This window comes from Nocardia transvalensis, from assembly GCF_015477765.1.
GTDB lineage: Bacteria > Actinomycetota > Actinomycetes > Mycobacteriales > Mycobacteriaceae > Nocardia > Nocardia transvalensis_A.
The window spans coordinates 143610-158164 of record NZ_JADLQQ010000003.1; the positions used below are offsets into that span (position 1 = coordinate 143610).

A 14555-nucleotide genomic window follows, 5' to 3' on the forward strand; every position below is an offset into this window, starting at 1 on the left:
TCAACGAGGGTTCTTTCCTGTGCGGTCACTGGCGAATCTCTTTTCGGCGGCAAGCACTGCTGCTGCGGACGCGGCGCCCAGCGCGGAGCCGGCCAGCACGTCGGAGGGGTAGTGCACCCCGAGAACGACCCGGGAGAGCAGCATCGGCGGTACGAGTACCGCAGGCAAGGGTAGCCCGGTCAGTCGGCCGAGCAACACGGCCGCCGCCGTCGTCGAGGTCGCATGCGAGGACGGGAAGCTCAGCTTGCTCGGTGTCGACACGTTGACCTGCACCGACGGATCGTTCGGGCGGGGACGGCGCACGACGCGCTTGATCACCACCGAGGCGGCATGAGCACCGAAGGCGCCCACCGCCACTCCCGCCCACTGCCGGCGGCGCGGCTTGTCGACCAGGGCACCCAGCGCGCCGATGCCCATCCATCCGAGCGCATGCTCGCCGAAGTGCGACATGCCGCGAGCGGCCTTGATCACCTGCGGATTTCGGCCGATGGTGCCCTGCACCGCGTTGATGATCTTGACCTCGGCGGGTGCCGGTGCCGCAGGCTCGGGCACAACGTGCAGATGCGGCGAATCGGCCGATTCCGCTGCGGTGGCGGTCATTTGCTCTTCCCCTCACTCCCGAGCTGCCCGCCACCCGTGTGGATGCCGAAGGCATTCTCCCAAGCGGCCGTGCTGGTCAAATACGGATGTGTGGCACGATACTGCTCGCGGATTTCACCGAACCGGGCGGCCAGTTCCTTGCGCAGCCGCATGGCCTCCTTGAACAGCGCCAACGCCTGTCGCGGATCGCGCTTACGGTAGACGACCCCGCGGCCGTCGGCCGTGGTGACGGTGACGCCGTCGACCTGTGACAGCAGGAACCAGCGGGCGTCCAGGGTCGGCACGTTGAGCTGCGGGCGCTCATGGTGTTCGGACTTGGCCGGGCGCAGATTGTGCAGCACGCCCTTGCCGAGCCGGGCGATCTTGGCGATCGGATTCGGCGGTTCGCCCACCGCGCCCACATCCGCACCACTGGCCAGCGGCAGTTCCGTCGACGACGGCAGGACCACCGCATCCGGGAATTCCTTGCGCATCCGCGCCACCGAGCCCAGCGCCGTGGGCAGCAGCTGGAACAGCCGGTCCGGGCCGGCCATGAAGTCGCGGATCGCCTGATTCTGGATGGCGACCGTCGAATACTCCAGGCACAGCAGATGTTTCAGCGTCGCCTTGATCGTGTTGATGACCATCGGGCGACCGTCGTTCGGCAGGTGCAGCGCGGCGACGACCAAGCGGTTGCGCAGGTGGAAGTACGCCTGCCAGTCGATGGCGTCGTCCTTGTCGCTCCACGCCATATGCCAGACCGCCGCGCCCGGCAGGGTCACCGTCGAATAGCCGTGCTGCTTGGCGCGCAGACCGTATTCGACGTCGTCCCACTTCAGGAACAGCGGCAGCGGCTGGCCGATCTCCTCGGCCACCACCCGCGGGATCACGCAGGTCCACCAGCCGTTGAAGTCCACGTCGATGCGCCGGTGCAGCAGCTTGGAATTGTCCCTGTCGCGCAACGGATACTTCGAGAAGTCGTGGTCGTACTCCACATTCGGCGCGGCGGTCCACATCCAGATGCCGCGGTCGACCACCTCGCCCATGGTGTGCAGATGCGAGCGCTCCTGCAGATTCAGCATCTGCCCACCGACCAGGGTGGGCGTGCGGGCGAATCGAGCGAAGGCCAGCGCACGCAGAATGCAGTCCGGCTCGATCTCGATATCGTCGTCCATGTACACGATGTACTGGGCGTCGGTGGTTTTCAGCGCCTCGTACATGACGCGGCTGTAGCCGCCGGAGCCACCGAGATTCGGCTGATCGTGAATGGCCAGGCGGTCTCCGAGCACGGCCGCGGCCTCGCCGAAACCGGGCTCGTCGCGCACCTTGCGGGTGCCCTGGTCCGGGATGATGACGGCCTTGATCTTCTCCAGCACCAGCGGGTCCGACCCCAGTGCCGCAAGGGTTTTCACGCAGTCGGTGGGGCGGTTGAAGGTGGGCATGCCCACCGCGATGCTGCCCTCACCGGGCGCCTCGATCGGCGCATACCAGCCGCCGCTGCGCAATTCGACCTGCGAGTCGGTGGTGATGTCGAACCAGATCCACCCGCCGTCCTCGAAGGGGCCGAGGTCGACCTCGAATTCGACGGTGATTCCGTCCGGGCTGCTGAATTCCTGTCCCTGCACATGGATTCGCGACCCGTCGGCCTTCGACCGGTAGACGTCGACTCGGCCGTGTCCGGACAGATCCAGGCGCAGCACAACGGATTTCAGAACCGTCCAGCGCCGCCAGTAGCTGGCGGGAACGGCATTGAAATAGGTGCAGAACGACACCTCGGATTCGGCGCCGATCGAGAGCGAGGTGCGGGAGGTGGCATGGGCGCGACGGGCGTTGGTCGCCGACTCCTCCAGATAGAGGGTGCGCACGTCCAACGGCTCGCCCGGGCGGGGCAGGATGATCCGCTGCAGAAGCGCTTTCGCGCGGGTGTGGGTGGTCATCTCTTCCAGCGTCGCTCGCGTTGTCATTCGTTGTCGTCCCGATCCACCAGCGGTGCACCGGATTCCAGATGGGGTCGCAGTACGTTGTCGAACATGCTCAGCGCGCTGCCGATCGCCATATGCATGTCGAGGTACTTGTAGGTACCGAGGCGGCCACCGAAAAGCACCTTGGCCGCAGCGGTTTCGGCCTTGGCGCGCTCGCGGTAGGCGAGCAGCTTGGCCCGGTCCTCAGGGGTGTTGATCGGGTAGTACGGTTCGTCGCCGGTCTGGGCGAAACGCGAGAATTCGCGCTGGATCACCGTCTTGTCGTTCGGATACCAGTCCCGCTCCGGGTGGAAGTGGCGCGGTTCGATGATGCGGGTGAAGGGCACGTCCGCATCGTTGTAGTTCATCACCGAGGTGCCCTGGAAGTCGCCGGTCGGCAGCACCTCGGTCTCGAAATCGATGGTGCGCCAGCCCAATTCACCTTCGGCGTAGTCGAAGTAGCGGTCCAGCGGGCCGGTGTAGACGACGGGGGCGTCCGGATTCTGGGCGCGGATCTCCTCGCGCACCTGGAACCAGTCGGTGTTCAGCCGGACCTCGATCAGATCGGATTCGGCCATCTTCGACAGCCACGCGGTGTAGCCGTCGCGAGGCAGGCCCTCGTAGGTGTCGTTGAAGTACCGGTTGTCGAAGGTGAAACGCATCGGCAGACGGGTGATGTTGCCCGCGGGCAGTTCCTTCGGGTCGGTCTGCCACTGCTTGGCGGTGTAGTCGCGGAAAAACGCCTCGTACAGCGGGCGACCCATCAACGAGATCGCCTTCTCCTCGAAGTTGGCGGCATTCTTGCCGTCGACCTCGGCGGACTGCTCGGCGATCAGCTTGCGGGCCTCGTCGGGGGTGAAGTAGCGCCCGAAGAACTGTGACAACAGCCCCAGGCCCAACGGCAGCGGATACGCCTGCCCCTTGTGCATCCCGAACACCCGGTGCTGATACCCGGTGAATTCGGTGAACTGGTTCACATAGTCCCAAACCCGCTTGTTCGAGGTGTGGAACAGGTGCGCCCCATATTTGTGCACCTCGATGCCGGTCTCCGGATCCGCCTCCGAATATGCGTTGCCGCCCAGGTGGTGGCGGCGCTCGATCACCAGGACCCGCTTGCCGAGCAGGTTTGCGGTGCGTTCTGCGATGGTCAGCCCGTAGAAGCCGGAGCCGACGACGATGAGATCGAAGGGGGATGCGACGGTCACGGATGCCCAGCGTAGCGGGACCGCCTCTCCGCGTCTTCAGGCCATTGCAATCCACCCGCCGCCCCACTGTGCCGTAGATCACATCCACTGGCCGTCACGCCGCCCGAGGGCGCCTCGTCCGAAGGGCATATCAGCGTTTCCGGCCCGACAGGAGGCATCCGATGAATCGCTTCGTCACAATCGCCACGCTCATCGCGGCGGCATCAATGGTGGGTATCGGCGCCTGGTGCCGCATCGATCCCGGCAACTTCGCCCGGTGGGCCAACTGGACCGACCACGAACATTTCCTGCACGACGCCGGGGTCTTCCAGATCGGCATCGGCCTGATGATGATCGCGGCGCTGCTGTGGCGCGATGTCGTCGCCGTCGTGCTGGGCGGATTCCTGATCGCCAACACCCTGCACGCGTTCAACCACGCGGTCGATCACGGCGGCGGGCACAGCTCCGATCCCTGGTCGCTGCTGGCGTTCTCCGTCCTGGCCGCCCTCGCCCTCGTCGTCCGTCTGCGCGTCCTGCGCCGCCGGACCGCTCCCGCCGCCGTCCCGGAGGCCTGACAGTCATGCGCATCCTGCTCGCCGGTGCCACCGGCACCATCGGCTCGGCCCTTGTCCCCCAACTGCTTTCGGCCGGTCACAGCGTGCTCGGCCTGACCCGCAATCCCGCCGGGGCCGAACGTCTCGCCGGACTCGGCGTGCGGCCGGTGATCGCGGACATGATGAACGCCGATGCCCTGCTCGCCGCCGTCGCCGGGCTGCGCGCGGACGCGGTGGTGCATCAGGCCACCGCCCTGACCCGCACCCCTACCCGGCACCGCGACCTGTACGCCACCGATGCGCTGCGCGACGAAGGCACCCGTAATCTGCTGCGGGCGGCGCGGATCGTCGGCGCCGAACGGTTCGTGACGCAGTCGTTCTTCCTCGGCTACGGCTGGAAGGACCACGGCTCGACCCCGCTCACCGAGGACCGGCCGTTCGCGCAGCTCGGTCGGGGCCCGTATGACCGGCATCTGCGGTCGCTGCGGTCCAATGAGGATCAGGTGCTCGGCTTCGGCGGCATCGCCCTGCGCTACGGGCTGTTCTACGGACCCGAACAGTCGACCTTCGGACTGATGGACAGCCTCCGGCGCCGGAAGCTTCCGGTGCCGCGCCACGCGTCGAACCTGCATCCCATCCACATCGCCGACGCCGCGGCCGCCACCGTCGCGGCACTGGAGCGCGGACGCCCGGGGCAGGCGTACAACATCGCCGACGACGAGCCCGTCGATATGGGGGACTACCTCGACGCCCTCGCCGCCATCGCGGGCGCGCCCGCCCCGCGCCGGGTGCCCGGCTGGCTGTTGCGCGCGACCCCCTACCTGCACGGCCTGCTGGTCGGCACGCACATCCGCCTCGACACGACCGAGGCCAGGCGAGAACTCGGCTGGACCCCGCAGTATCCGACCTACCGGGACGGCTTCGCCGCGCTGGACACCACCTCGGCGCCCGCGCACCGAACTCAGTAATACGGGTATTGCAACTGCTGCCGAGCCGCTATCCACCGGCCGGTGGACCGGGCCGCGGCCAGACAGAGGGTGATGACGTGAAAGGTGAATCCGATCGTCAGGAAAACGGCCATGAAGGCCACATCGGATTTCTCGAACGGTTCGGTCGCGGCGACGAACACCGCCCATCCGGCCAGCCCGAGCATGACCAGCACGGCGGCCATGATCACCAGGACGCGGCCCACGCCGCGCCGGGCCAGCAGCAGAACCGACCCCGACAGGAACAGCGCGGCCACCACGCCGAGCAGGATGAGCAGGACGAAGTCGATGACGAGGTGGCCCGCCCCGCTCCGCACATCACTGCGCGTCCCGAATGCTCCGCCGACGGCCGCGGCACTCCACAGCAGGCCCTGCAGCAGAGCCAGGATTCCCCCCGTGATCGCGGTGCCGCCACCGGCCTTCGGCGGGGCGGGGTAGCCGTAGACGGGATAGCCCGGCGGGCCGTACGGATAGTTCATTCGGGTTCTCCCCCTTACTTACTCGGGCGCGAACTCTACCGCGCGAGGGGTCGGCTCGCCGCCCGCCTCGAGGGGGTATGACGCGAGGGTGCCCCGCTGCATCCGGCGGGGCACCGTCTCTCGTTGTGTTCGGCCGGGACCGAATCTCGGCTACTGCAGCCGGGTTTCGGCATAGACCCGCATGGCGTCGCGCACGAGTTCGGCCGTGCCGGTGCCGTACTTGTCGTAGTTCTGGCCGTAACGCGGGTCGGCAACGTACATTTCGCCGAGACCGGTGAAGGCTTCGGCCGTCGGGCGCCTGCCCTGCCAGCCCACCACGATCCAGTCGTAGTGGCGCCGCGTGATGGCCTGCACCTCGTCGCTGTCGGGCGAGAGACCTTCGTTGAAGGCCCGGCCGTAGTCCGCGGCGATATCGAGGGCGGTCTGGCCGAACTGTTGCTTCTCCTCCTCGCTCAGCGAACGCCACCAGCGGTCGCCGCTCTCGTAGGCCTCGCGGCCCCAGCGCTCGATCACCTCGTCCTTGTACTGGGTGTGGTCGAATCCGTCGAATACTTCGTCAGCCATGAGTGGCTCACCTGCTTCCGTCTTGCGCAATGTGGTGTGCACCGACGCGATCTGGCGAGCGATCCGATCCTGTTCCTGCCGAAGCAGATTCAGATGTGTGCGCAGCGCGGCCGCCGCATCCTGTTCGCCCGCGAGCACTTCGGCGATGACCGGCAGGCCGAGGCCGAGTTCCCGCAGCAGCAGGATGCGTTGTAACCGCACGAGGGAGTCCTGGTCGTAGTACCGGTACCCGTTGGCGCCGATCCGGCTCGGCGGTAACAATCCGAGCTGGCCGTAGTGGCGCAGGGTGCGGCTGGTGGTCCCGGCCGCCTTGGCCAGCTCCTGGATGGACCATTCGGTCGGGGATTTCACCACCGTTCACTCCTCTCGTCGCGTCGACACATCCAGCGTGCAAGTTGACGCTACGTCAACGTCAATCCTTATTTTCAGTATCCGACGGTGAACCGGGTCCGGTGGTGTTTCGGCCGTTCCGCCTCGTCGAGCAGGGCGACGGCCAGATCCTCCATCGAGAGGAACGAGGCACCCTCGTCGTCGACGAGCAGTTCGTCGGTGCCGACCCGATAGACGCCCCGGCGTCGGCCCGGCTCGAGCAGCGGGGGCGGGCTCACATAGGCCCAGTCGACGGGCCCGCCGTCGGCGACGGTGCGGAACAACTCCAGTTGCGCACGGCAGGCCAGGGCGATCGGGAGCAAGTCGGCCGGGAAGTCGGGCAGCTCGGCCACGGTCCGGCCGTCGGCCCCGGGCACGGTCAGCGTGCCCGCACCGCCGACGACCAGCAGCCGCACCTCGGTGCGGGCCAGACCGGACAGCAGCCCCTCGGCGACGACGGCGAGTTCGTACTCCCGGCCCGGCGCCGGGCGGGTCGCGCTGATGACCAGATCCCGGCCCGTGCTCAGCTCGGCGACCTGGTCGGGATCGGTGGCGTCACCGGTGCGGACCTCGACCTCGGCGGGCAGATCTCGCAGACGGTCGAGGCTGCGCGAGACGGCCGTGACCCGATGACCCCGCGACAGCGCCTCGGTCACCACCCGGCGACCGACCGCGCCTGCTGCTCCGAAAACGGTGATATGCATGATGTTCGAACTCCTTGTGACGGAAGGGCAAGGGGGCGAGAGGTTCCGCGCCGAGGACGATCAGGCGGCGCGAGCGGCGACCGGAGTCACCGGCATGCTGTGTGGCGCAACGTCGTTCGGCTGCGGTTCGGACTGCTTCCGGAGACCTCCCACCTGCCCCAGAAGCGTGCCGCCCAGGGCGATGGCCATGCCCAGCACCTGCAGCGGAGACAGCGCCTGACCGAGCCACGCCCACCCCAGCACGGCGGCGGCCAGCGGGCTGAGCAGGCTGAGGAACGACACCGAGGTCGCGGGCATCCGGCCCAATCCGCGGAACCAGACGAAGTAGGCGGCGGCAGTGCCGAGCAGACCGATGTAGAGGTAACCGCCGAGCGCCCGGCCGTCCAGAGCCGGCGGTGCGCCCTCGGCGAGCAGGGCCAGCGGCAGCAGCACCAGCCCACCGGCGGCCAGCTGCCATCCGGTGAACGCGAGCGGACCCACACCGTCGGGGCGACCCCAGCGGCCGACCAGCACGGTCCCCGCGGCTATCGACGCCGCCCCACCCAGACCGGCCACCACGCCGACCGCATCGAGTGCGGCATTGGCGCGCAGCACAACCAGTGCCACACCGAAGATTCCGATGACTCCCGCGAGCAGCTTGCGGGCCGCCGGCCGTTCGCGCAGCAGCAGGGCGGCGAATCCGAGAGCGAACATGGGCGCGGCGGCGCCGAGGACCGCCGCGACACCACCCGGCAGCCGATAGGCGGCCAGGAACAACAGCGGGAAGAAGGCGCCGATATTCAGCACGCCGAGCACGCCCGCGCGCCAGATCCATTGGCCGCGAGGCAACACCCGAGTGACGACCAGCAGCACCAGACCGGCGGGAAGGGCGCGCATGAGGGCGGTGAACATCGGCCGTTCCGGCGGCAGGAATTCCGAGGTGACGGCGTAGGTGGTGCCCCAGACCAGGGGCGCAAGTCCGGTGAGAGCCAGGGTTGCGACCCGCGAACTCGCCACGGCGGAGGTGGTTGTCATGTCGGTCTCTCCTGATTGATAATCTCAATGTTGAGATAACACACCAGAACTCATCTTCATGTCAAGTATCTGAATGTTGAGATTCATACTCCTGAGAGGACAGCATGAGCGACGCGGTGGATCAGGCCATAGCCGACTGGGGCAAGGTGCGACCGGACCTCGACGTCTGGCCGATGCACGTGACCGGCCGGATCAAACGCCTGGGGCCGCTGCTCGACCGTGAGATGAAGAAGGTCTTCTCCCAATTCGGCCTGGAGTACTGGGAATTCGACGTGCTCACCACGCTGCGCCGATCCGGCGGTCCCGACGGGCTCACCGCGGGTGGGCTGATCAAGGCCACGATGGTCACCTCGGGTGCCATCACCAACCGCATCGACCGCTTGGAGGCCAAGGGGCTGGTTCGGCGCACCCAGGATCCGAAGGACCGCCGCACGGTCCGCATCCAGCTCACCGAGGCGGGCCGCGCACTGGTCGACGAAATCATGCCCGTGCATGTCGACAACCAGGTCCGGTTCCTCGGCGGTCTGGAGCGCAAGGAACTGGCTCAGCTGAGCGATCTGCTGCGTGCCCTGGCGGAATGCCTGGGCGACACCTCGCTGGACTGAGCCCGGCTCACTCGCCGACGGATTCGATGATCATCGGCTCCACTGCACCCGGCGGTGCGGGCGGAGAGCTCACCGCAGGCTCACCGGATTCGGCGGGCGCATCCGAGGGAGCATCGGCTTCGGGTCCGGCGGCGCTCGGAACGGGTGCCGGCAGAGGTGGCGCCGGCAGGGGGAGAGGCTTTGTGGTCCAAGGATCTTCCGGCAGGTACTGCGGCAGCGGCGGCGGTGTGGGTGTCGCCGCGGTGCCGGGCTGAATCGTGCCGCCCGGTCGCGCCGCGAGGGCGCGGGGGGCGATGCGCAGCAGGGTGGCGACGTCGACGACGCGGGCGCCGAGTCCGGGAGTGGCAACGATAGCCCCGCCCTGGAATAGCCGGAATGTTCCGGCCCGGCCGGGCAGTGGCGACTCCTGTCCGAGCGGCTCACCGAGTGGCCCGGCGGGACCTCCGGTCACGGCGTATGTCGCGGCGACAGCGCTCGTGACATCCGGTGCCGCGGGTGGCCGGGCGGGAGAGGGCGCGAGTTCGGCGAGGGTGGGGCCGACCTCGAGGGTGTCGATATCGATCGGGCTGCCGCCGCCGGGCGCCGACGAATATTCGGTCCGCAGGATGCGGCCGTTGCGCAGCAGCACCTGCCCGGTCGTGGTGCGCACTGCCGAGGTTGCCCGGGGGTCTTCCTTTTCCGTGCCCGGATAGACCTGACAGTCGGTGGTGTCGCAGGTCTGGGCATAGGCGTAGCGGTGTTCGGCCAGCGCATAGGACCGGGCGGCGACGGCCTGGGCGCGCAGTGCCTCGGCCCCGCCGCGGTCGGCCCAGTTGGCCTGCATCTCTGCCGGGACCACACCGAGCAGATAGTCCTCGACATCGAGTTCGTTCACGGTGCGGGCCGCGCCGTTCTCGAGCACGACACCGAGCACACCCCGGAACGTGCCGCCGTCGCACACCTTCAGATGTTCGGTGGCGGGACGGTCGGGCCCCGGATCGACCGGGTATGCCCGGGGGTCGTCGGTGCTCCCCCGCCACAGCACCTCGCCCGTACAGCCGGAGGTCACCGTGACGTCGGCGCCCTCGGGCGTCGGCGTCAGATGGGCCACTTGGCCCCGGACGACACGGCGACCCGCGACTGCCAGACCGGCATCGGAGTACACGTCGAGAGTCTGTCCGTCGTACACGGTCAGCCGGACCCGCACGGTGGCCGGGCCGACGGTGGCCGAGACGGCTCCCGGGTAGTAGGTGCCGAGAATGCGCTCGGCCGTCGCACCCGATGCCGCCTGCTCGAGGGCTCCGAACTGGCTCATCCCCCGGCCGTGCCCGGTGGAGAGGGGCCGGTACGCGGCATCGGTCCGGGGCGGCAGGGGCCCGTTCACCGCGATCACGATGGAGCCACCGGCCACGGTGGCCGTGACCAGTCCCGCGGCGAGGGCCCGGCGTCGTCGCCGACGCCCGCGTAGCTCGCCCGTTTTCCCCTGCCGGTTCATGCCTGCCATGTCGACTCCCAGGGATCTCGCGGATCGGCGGCCCGGTCCGTTTCCGAACGCCGTGCCGATCGACCAATACCGACCGGCATGTCCTCCCAAATGGACGGCTATCGGAAAGTTACATTTCAGCTATCGATAGTCTTAGCCTCAACCAAAGCTTTAGATTTTGTGACATTTGTGACTAGTGTGACTATTGATCCGTCAGGAATCAACCCGCATCGCTGCTGACGGTCGACGGTTCTACCGAATGGGAGATGCTCGTGCCGTACCGCAGACCACCACGTTCCTATCTGCTCCCGGTCGTCACGACCCTGGCGGTCGCCGCCCCGCTGGCGACCTGCGCTCTGTACCACTCGGCAAACTATCGAACGGCCACCGACAGCAATCCGGCCGCGATACCCGCGCAACTGGCCGAGGTGGCGCTCGCCTCGGCCCCGGACGTGATACTCCCGCTCCGCGAGCTGACCGGCCTGGATCTACCCGACCTACACCTGTCCGACCTACGCAAACTGCCCCTTCCCCGCGCGATCCAAGTCCCACCCGGCCTGCCGACACCGCCCGGCGTGCAGCTGCCCAGCGAGATCCCCCTCCCCCAGTTCTCCGCGGCGCCGAAGACCACCCCGCTGGCAACCACCCCGCCCGCACCCGCGGCTCCCGCGTTCCAGTTCGCCGCGGATGATTCGGCGCCCGTGCCCGGCGCGAATCCCGACACCCCTGCTCTGGCGCCGGGCGCGGTGGCTCCTGAACTCGCCGATCAGGTCGGCGCCGAGGTCAAGGAACTCTCCCGCGACACCCCGTTCAGCATGGTCGCGCTCACCGCGAAGGATCTCGCCGGCACCAAGGCGCTGGTGCGAGCCCGCGGCTCCGACGGCACCTGGGGTCCCTGGTTCGATACCGAACAGGTCGACACCCGCCGCAACGATCACACCCGCGCCGACCGGACCGGCACCGAACCGATCTACGTGGGCACCACCAAATCGGTGCAGGTGCTGGTGACACATAAGGCGGGACAACAGGTTCCGCACGCCGCCAGGTCCGACGATCCCGCGCAGCTGGCGGCGGAGAGCTTGGCGGCGATCCTGATCGATCCGGGCCGGGGTGCGGCGGATATGAATCTGTCGGCGGTGGCGGCGCCGCTGCCCGGCGGCGGGCCGAAGGTGATCAGCCGCGCCCAGTGGGGCGCCGACGAGTCGCTGCGCTGCGAGGAACCGACCTACGACGACGGCCTCGGCGGAGTCACCGTGCACCACACCGCCGGTCGCAACGACTACAGCCCCGAGGATTCGGCGGGCATCGTCCGCGCGATCTACGCCTACCACGCCAAAACGCTCGGCTGGTGCGATATCGGCTACAACGCCCTGGTCGACAAGTACGGGCAGATCTTCGAGGGCCGCTTCGGCGGGCTGGACAAGCCGGTCCAGGGCGCACACGCGGGCGGCTTCAACGAGAACACCTCCGGCGTGGCCATCATGGGCGACTTCCAGTCCGAACCGCCCACCGATGCCGCGATCCAGGCGGCCGGGCAGTTCATCGGGTGGCGCACCAAGATCGCGGGGCTGGACCCGAAGGGGCAGACGACCATGTGGTCCGAAGGCACCGAATTCACCCCGTATGCGCTGGGCGAGGCGGTGCAGCTGCCGATCGTGTTCGCCCACCGCGACGTCGGCAACACCACCTGCCCCGGCGACGCCGCCTACGCGCTCATGGACCGCATCCGCGATATCGCCGCCTCCTCCGCCGCCCCGTCGTCGAACAGCAACGACGTGCGTGCCGATGCGGGCGATCCCGCGCAGCGGACGCGGCAGAGCCAACGCAGCCAAACCGATCTGGCGGCCCTGGCGACCTTGACCACGAAACTGCTGAACATGATCGACCGGAACCTGATCGCCAAATACTGGTCGGCACAGGGCGGTCCGAACGGCCGCCTCGGCGCGGCGGCGTCCGAACCGGTGCCCACCAGGGACGGCGGGCAGTACGTGAAATTCGTCAACGGCTACGTCTACGCCGGACAGGACGGCAGCATCATCGAGTTGGCCGGCCGGATCCTGGACCGCTTCGTCCAACTCGGCGCCGAGAGCGGCATCCTCGGCCTGCCGCTGAAGAATGCCTATCCGGTGCCGGACGGCATGCGTGCCGACTTCCAGTACGGGTCGTTGATCATGAATACGGCGACCGGCCTCGTCACCACCTTGCTGAAGGCCTACAGCGACAACCGCAATCCCGCCGAGGCACCCGCGCCCCCGGCCCCCGAGGCCGCCGCCCGGCCGGCACCGAGTGGCCCCGGCTCCGACCATCCGGCCGCACCGATTCCCGCAGCGCCGGATCAGGCGGCACCCGCACCCGACACACCTGCACCCGCACCCGAAGCTCCCGCGCCCGTCGCCGAGGCACCCGCCCCGGCTGTACCGGCCGAACCGGATCCCGCAGCAGCCACGCCGTAACCAGGGCGTCGCACCGAATGCGGCCTAGGCCCACCAGCGTTCGAGCACCTGGGCCACGCCGTCGGCGGTGTTGGCGGCGGTGATCTCGTCGGCGGCGGCCTGGGCCTCGGGGTGGCCGTTGGCCATGGCGACGCCGTGCCCGGCCATGCGCAGCATCGGCACATCGTTGGGCATATCGCCGAAGGCGAGGATCGTCGCATGCTGCACGCCGAGGCGTTCGGCGACGACGGTCAGGCCCGCCGCCTTCGTGATGCCCGGCGCGGACAGCTCGATGAGGCCGTTGTTGGTGGAGTAGGTGATATCGGCGCGCCCCTGCAGCTTCGGCTCGAGCGCGGCCCGCATATCCGCACTGGCGGCGCCGCGCAACCGGATCAGCATCTTGATGGCCGGCGCCGCGATCACCTCCCGACGCGCCACCTGCGTGTCGTCCGGATTGAGCCAGGCGTGCTCGTATTCGGGCGAGCTCACGAACTGCGGTGTCGCCGCGTCGTGCGCGGTGGCCCCGACCCGCTCGGCGGCCAGGCCACAGCCGGGCAGCACGCGTTCGGCGAGGTCGGCGATCCAGGCCAGGCTCGCCACATCGAGGGAGCTGGTATGCAGGATGCGGTCGGCCGCGGCGTCGTAGATCACCGCACCGTTGCCGCACACGCTCAACGGCGCATGTCCGAGATCGTCGACCACGGGCGCGATCCAGCGTGGCGGGCGACCGGTGGCGAGCACGAACGGCACCCCGTCGGCCACCAGCGCGGCGACCGCGGCCCGGGTGCGGGGAGTCACCCGCTCCTGCTCGTCGATCAGCGTGCCGTCGACGTCGGTGGCCACCATCTTCGGTTTCGGCAGGTGCAGACGTGTCACCCATTCCATCCTGCCGGAAACGGCAGCCGGACCGTAATCACGATTCGGGTCCGTGCCAGGGCTGATCGTAGGTGGTAGGGGGTGCGGACCGCGGCGGGAAGGACTGCCCCTGCGGCGGGTAGTAGGGCGCGGGCTGATACGGCACACCCGATCCCGGCGTGTGGTTCAGCCAGCGCGAGGTGGCCGGCAGCAGCGTGAACACCATGGTCAGAATCGGAAATGCCATGTTCAGCGGCCCGCTCACAGCGCCGAGGAACGCGTCCGAACCACCCGCCGCGCTCAGGACCACCCACCCCGCCACGCTGACACCGATCGCCATGCCGCACCCGGTGACGATCAACAATCGACCGATCGGTCTGCGACGGAACAGGGCGACCGAGCCCGGCCCGAGCAGAGCCGCGAGCACCAGTGCCAGCACCCCCGTCGCCACCAGATACGCCGGCCACCAGCTCCGTGACGTCACGCCGGTGACCTCGAGATCGAGGCCGAAGCCCGTGGCGCCCAGGACGATATTCACCACTCCACCGACGAACTGGGCGACCGCGCCCAGCGCCGCCAGCACACCTGCAGTTATTGCCGTCCCATTACCGGGCGCCGGACCCATCGCCGAGGGATACGGGTAGTAGTCACCCGAGTAGTGCGGTTGGGTCATCATCCATCCCCCTGATCTTCTGCGCCGATCCCGTCGCGGTAACGCTCGGCCTAATGCACGATATCTCCGATTCGTGCAAGTCACTCGCCGTGCATGACACGCTTCGAACCCCACCTGTCCCTATGATCAGGGGC

The 14555-nt window shown here is 68.4% G+C and carries 14 protein-coding genes; 4 read left to right on the forward strand and 10 right to left on the reverse strand.

From position 1 onward, the window contains the following. The 3 genes from IU452_RS08670 to glf are packed head-to-tail and all read right to left on the reverse strand — an operon-like array spanning position 1 to position 3745. Entirely contained in the window at positions 1-600 is a 600-nt protein-coding gene (locus tag IU452_RS08670) for a phosphatase PAP2 family protein (protein ID WP_228817070.1), read from the reverse strand. Beyond that, positions 597-2543 (reverse strand): glycosyltransferase, encoded by a 1947-nt coding sequence (locus IU452_RS08675; protein WP_195108436.1) that lies wholly within the window; start codon positions 2541-2543, stop codon positions 597-599. Before IU452_RS08675 ends, IU452_RS08670 begins: the two co-directional genes overlap by 4 nt. Beyond that, complete coding sequence (glf, locus tag IU452_RS08680) at positions 2540-3745, reverse strand: UDP-galactopyranose mutase (protein WP_195108437.1); 1206 nt, start codon at positions 3743-3745, stop codon at positions 2540-2542. The genes IU452_RS08675 and glf overlap by 4 nt, the downstream gene beginning before the upstream one ends. A gap of 161 nt (positions 3746-3906) precedes the next feature. Between glf and IU452_RS08685 the strand changes: the two genes are divergently transcribed. Both IU452_RS08685 and IU452_RS08690 read left to right on the forward strand, forming a co-directional pair. Next, complete coding sequence (locus IU452_RS08685) at positions 3907-4299, forward strand: hypothetical protein (RefSeq protein WP_195108438.1); 393 nt, start codon at positions 3907-3909, stop codon at positions 4297-4299. A 5-nt stretch (positions 4300-4304) separates the two neighbouring features. Next, the gene (locus tag IU452_RS08690; RefSeq protein WP_195108439.1) at positions 4305-5246 is read left to right on the forward strand and encodes an NAD-dependent epimerase/dehydratase family protein; all 942 of its coding nucleotides are present in this window, start codon (positions 4305-4307) and stop codon (positions 5244-5246) included. On the opposite strand, the gene IU452_RS08695 is transcribed toward IU452_RS08690, so the two are convergent. The 4 genes from IU452_RS08695 to IU452_RS08710 all read right to left on the reverse strand — a co-directional run bounded on the left by IU452_RS08695 (position 5240) and on the right by IU452_RS08710 (position 8394). After that, complete coding sequence (locus tag IU452_RS08695; RefSeq protein WP_195108440.1) at positions 5240-5743, reverse strand: hypothetical protein; 504 nt, start codon at positions 5741-5743, stop codon at positions 5240-5242. The two genes, IU452_RS08690 and IU452_RS08695, sit on opposite strands and share 7 nt — an antisense overlap. Before the next feature lie 150 nt (positions 5744-5893). After that, on the reverse strand, positions 5894-6658 hold the full coding sequence (locus tag IU452_RS08700) for a MerR family transcriptional regulator (protein ID WP_195108966.1): 765 nt from the start codon (positions 6656-6658) through the stop codon (positions 5894-5896). A 74-nt stretch (positions 6659-6732) separates the two neighbouring features. Beyond that, a complete protein-coding gene (locus IU452_RS08705; protein WP_195108441.1) occupies positions 6733-7380 on the reverse strand; it encodes an NAD(P)-dependent oxidoreductase in 648 nt (215 codons plus the stop codon). Between the two features lie 60 nt (positions 7381-7440). Further along, entirely contained in the window at positions 7441-8394 is a 954-nt protein-coding gene (locus IU452_RS08710) for an EamA family transporter (protein WP_195108442.1), read from the reverse strand. 104 nt (positions 8395-8498) lie between these two features. Between IU452_RS08710 and IU452_RS08715 the strand changes: the two genes are divergently transcribed. Continuing rightward, positions 8499-8999: a MarR family winged helix-turn-helix transcriptional regulator gene (locus tag IU452_RS08715; RefSeq protein ID WP_195108443.1), complete on the forward strand. Its 501-nt coding sequence runs from the start codon at positions 8499-8501 to the stop codon at positions 8997-8999. 7 nt (positions 9000-9006) lie between these two features. Here IU452_RS08715 and IU452_RS08720 read toward each other — a convergent pair whose 3' ends face one another. Continuing rightward, on the reverse strand, positions 9007-10482 hold the full coding sequence (locus IU452_RS08720) for a SpoIID/LytB domain-containing protein (protein WP_228817072.1): 1476 nt from the start codon (positions 10480-10482) through the stop codon (positions 9007-9009). Between the two features lie 245 nt (positions 10483-10727). On the opposite strand from IU452_RS08720, the gene IU452_RS08725 reads away from it, so the two are divergent. After that, positions 10728-12914, forward strand: a complete 2187-nt coding sequence (locus tag IU452_RS08725; protein ID WP_195108444.1) for an N-acetylmuramoyl-L-alanine amidase — start codon at positions 10728-10730, stop codon at positions 12912-12914. Between the two features lie 24 nt (positions 12915-12938). On the opposite strand, the gene IU452_RS08730 is transcribed toward IU452_RS08725, so the two are convergent. Together IU452_RS08730 and IU452_RS08735 are read right to left on the reverse strand one after the other, a co-directional pair. Continuing rightward, the gene (locus tag IU452_RS08730; RefSeq protein ID WP_195108445.1) at positions 12939-13778 is read right to left on the reverse strand and encodes an HAD family hydrolase; all 840 of its coding nucleotides are present in this window, start codon (positions 13776-13778) and stop codon (positions 12939-12941) included. Positions 13779-13806: 28 nt separating this feature from the next. Beyond that, positions 13807-14421 carry a hypothetical protein gene (locus tag IU452_RS08735; RefSeq protein ID WP_195108446.1) on the reverse strand — a complete coding sequence of 205 codons (615 nt, stop codon included), beginning with the start codon at positions 14419-14421 and terminating at the stop codon, positions 13807-13809. Positions 14422-14555 lie beyond the last annotated feature (134 nt).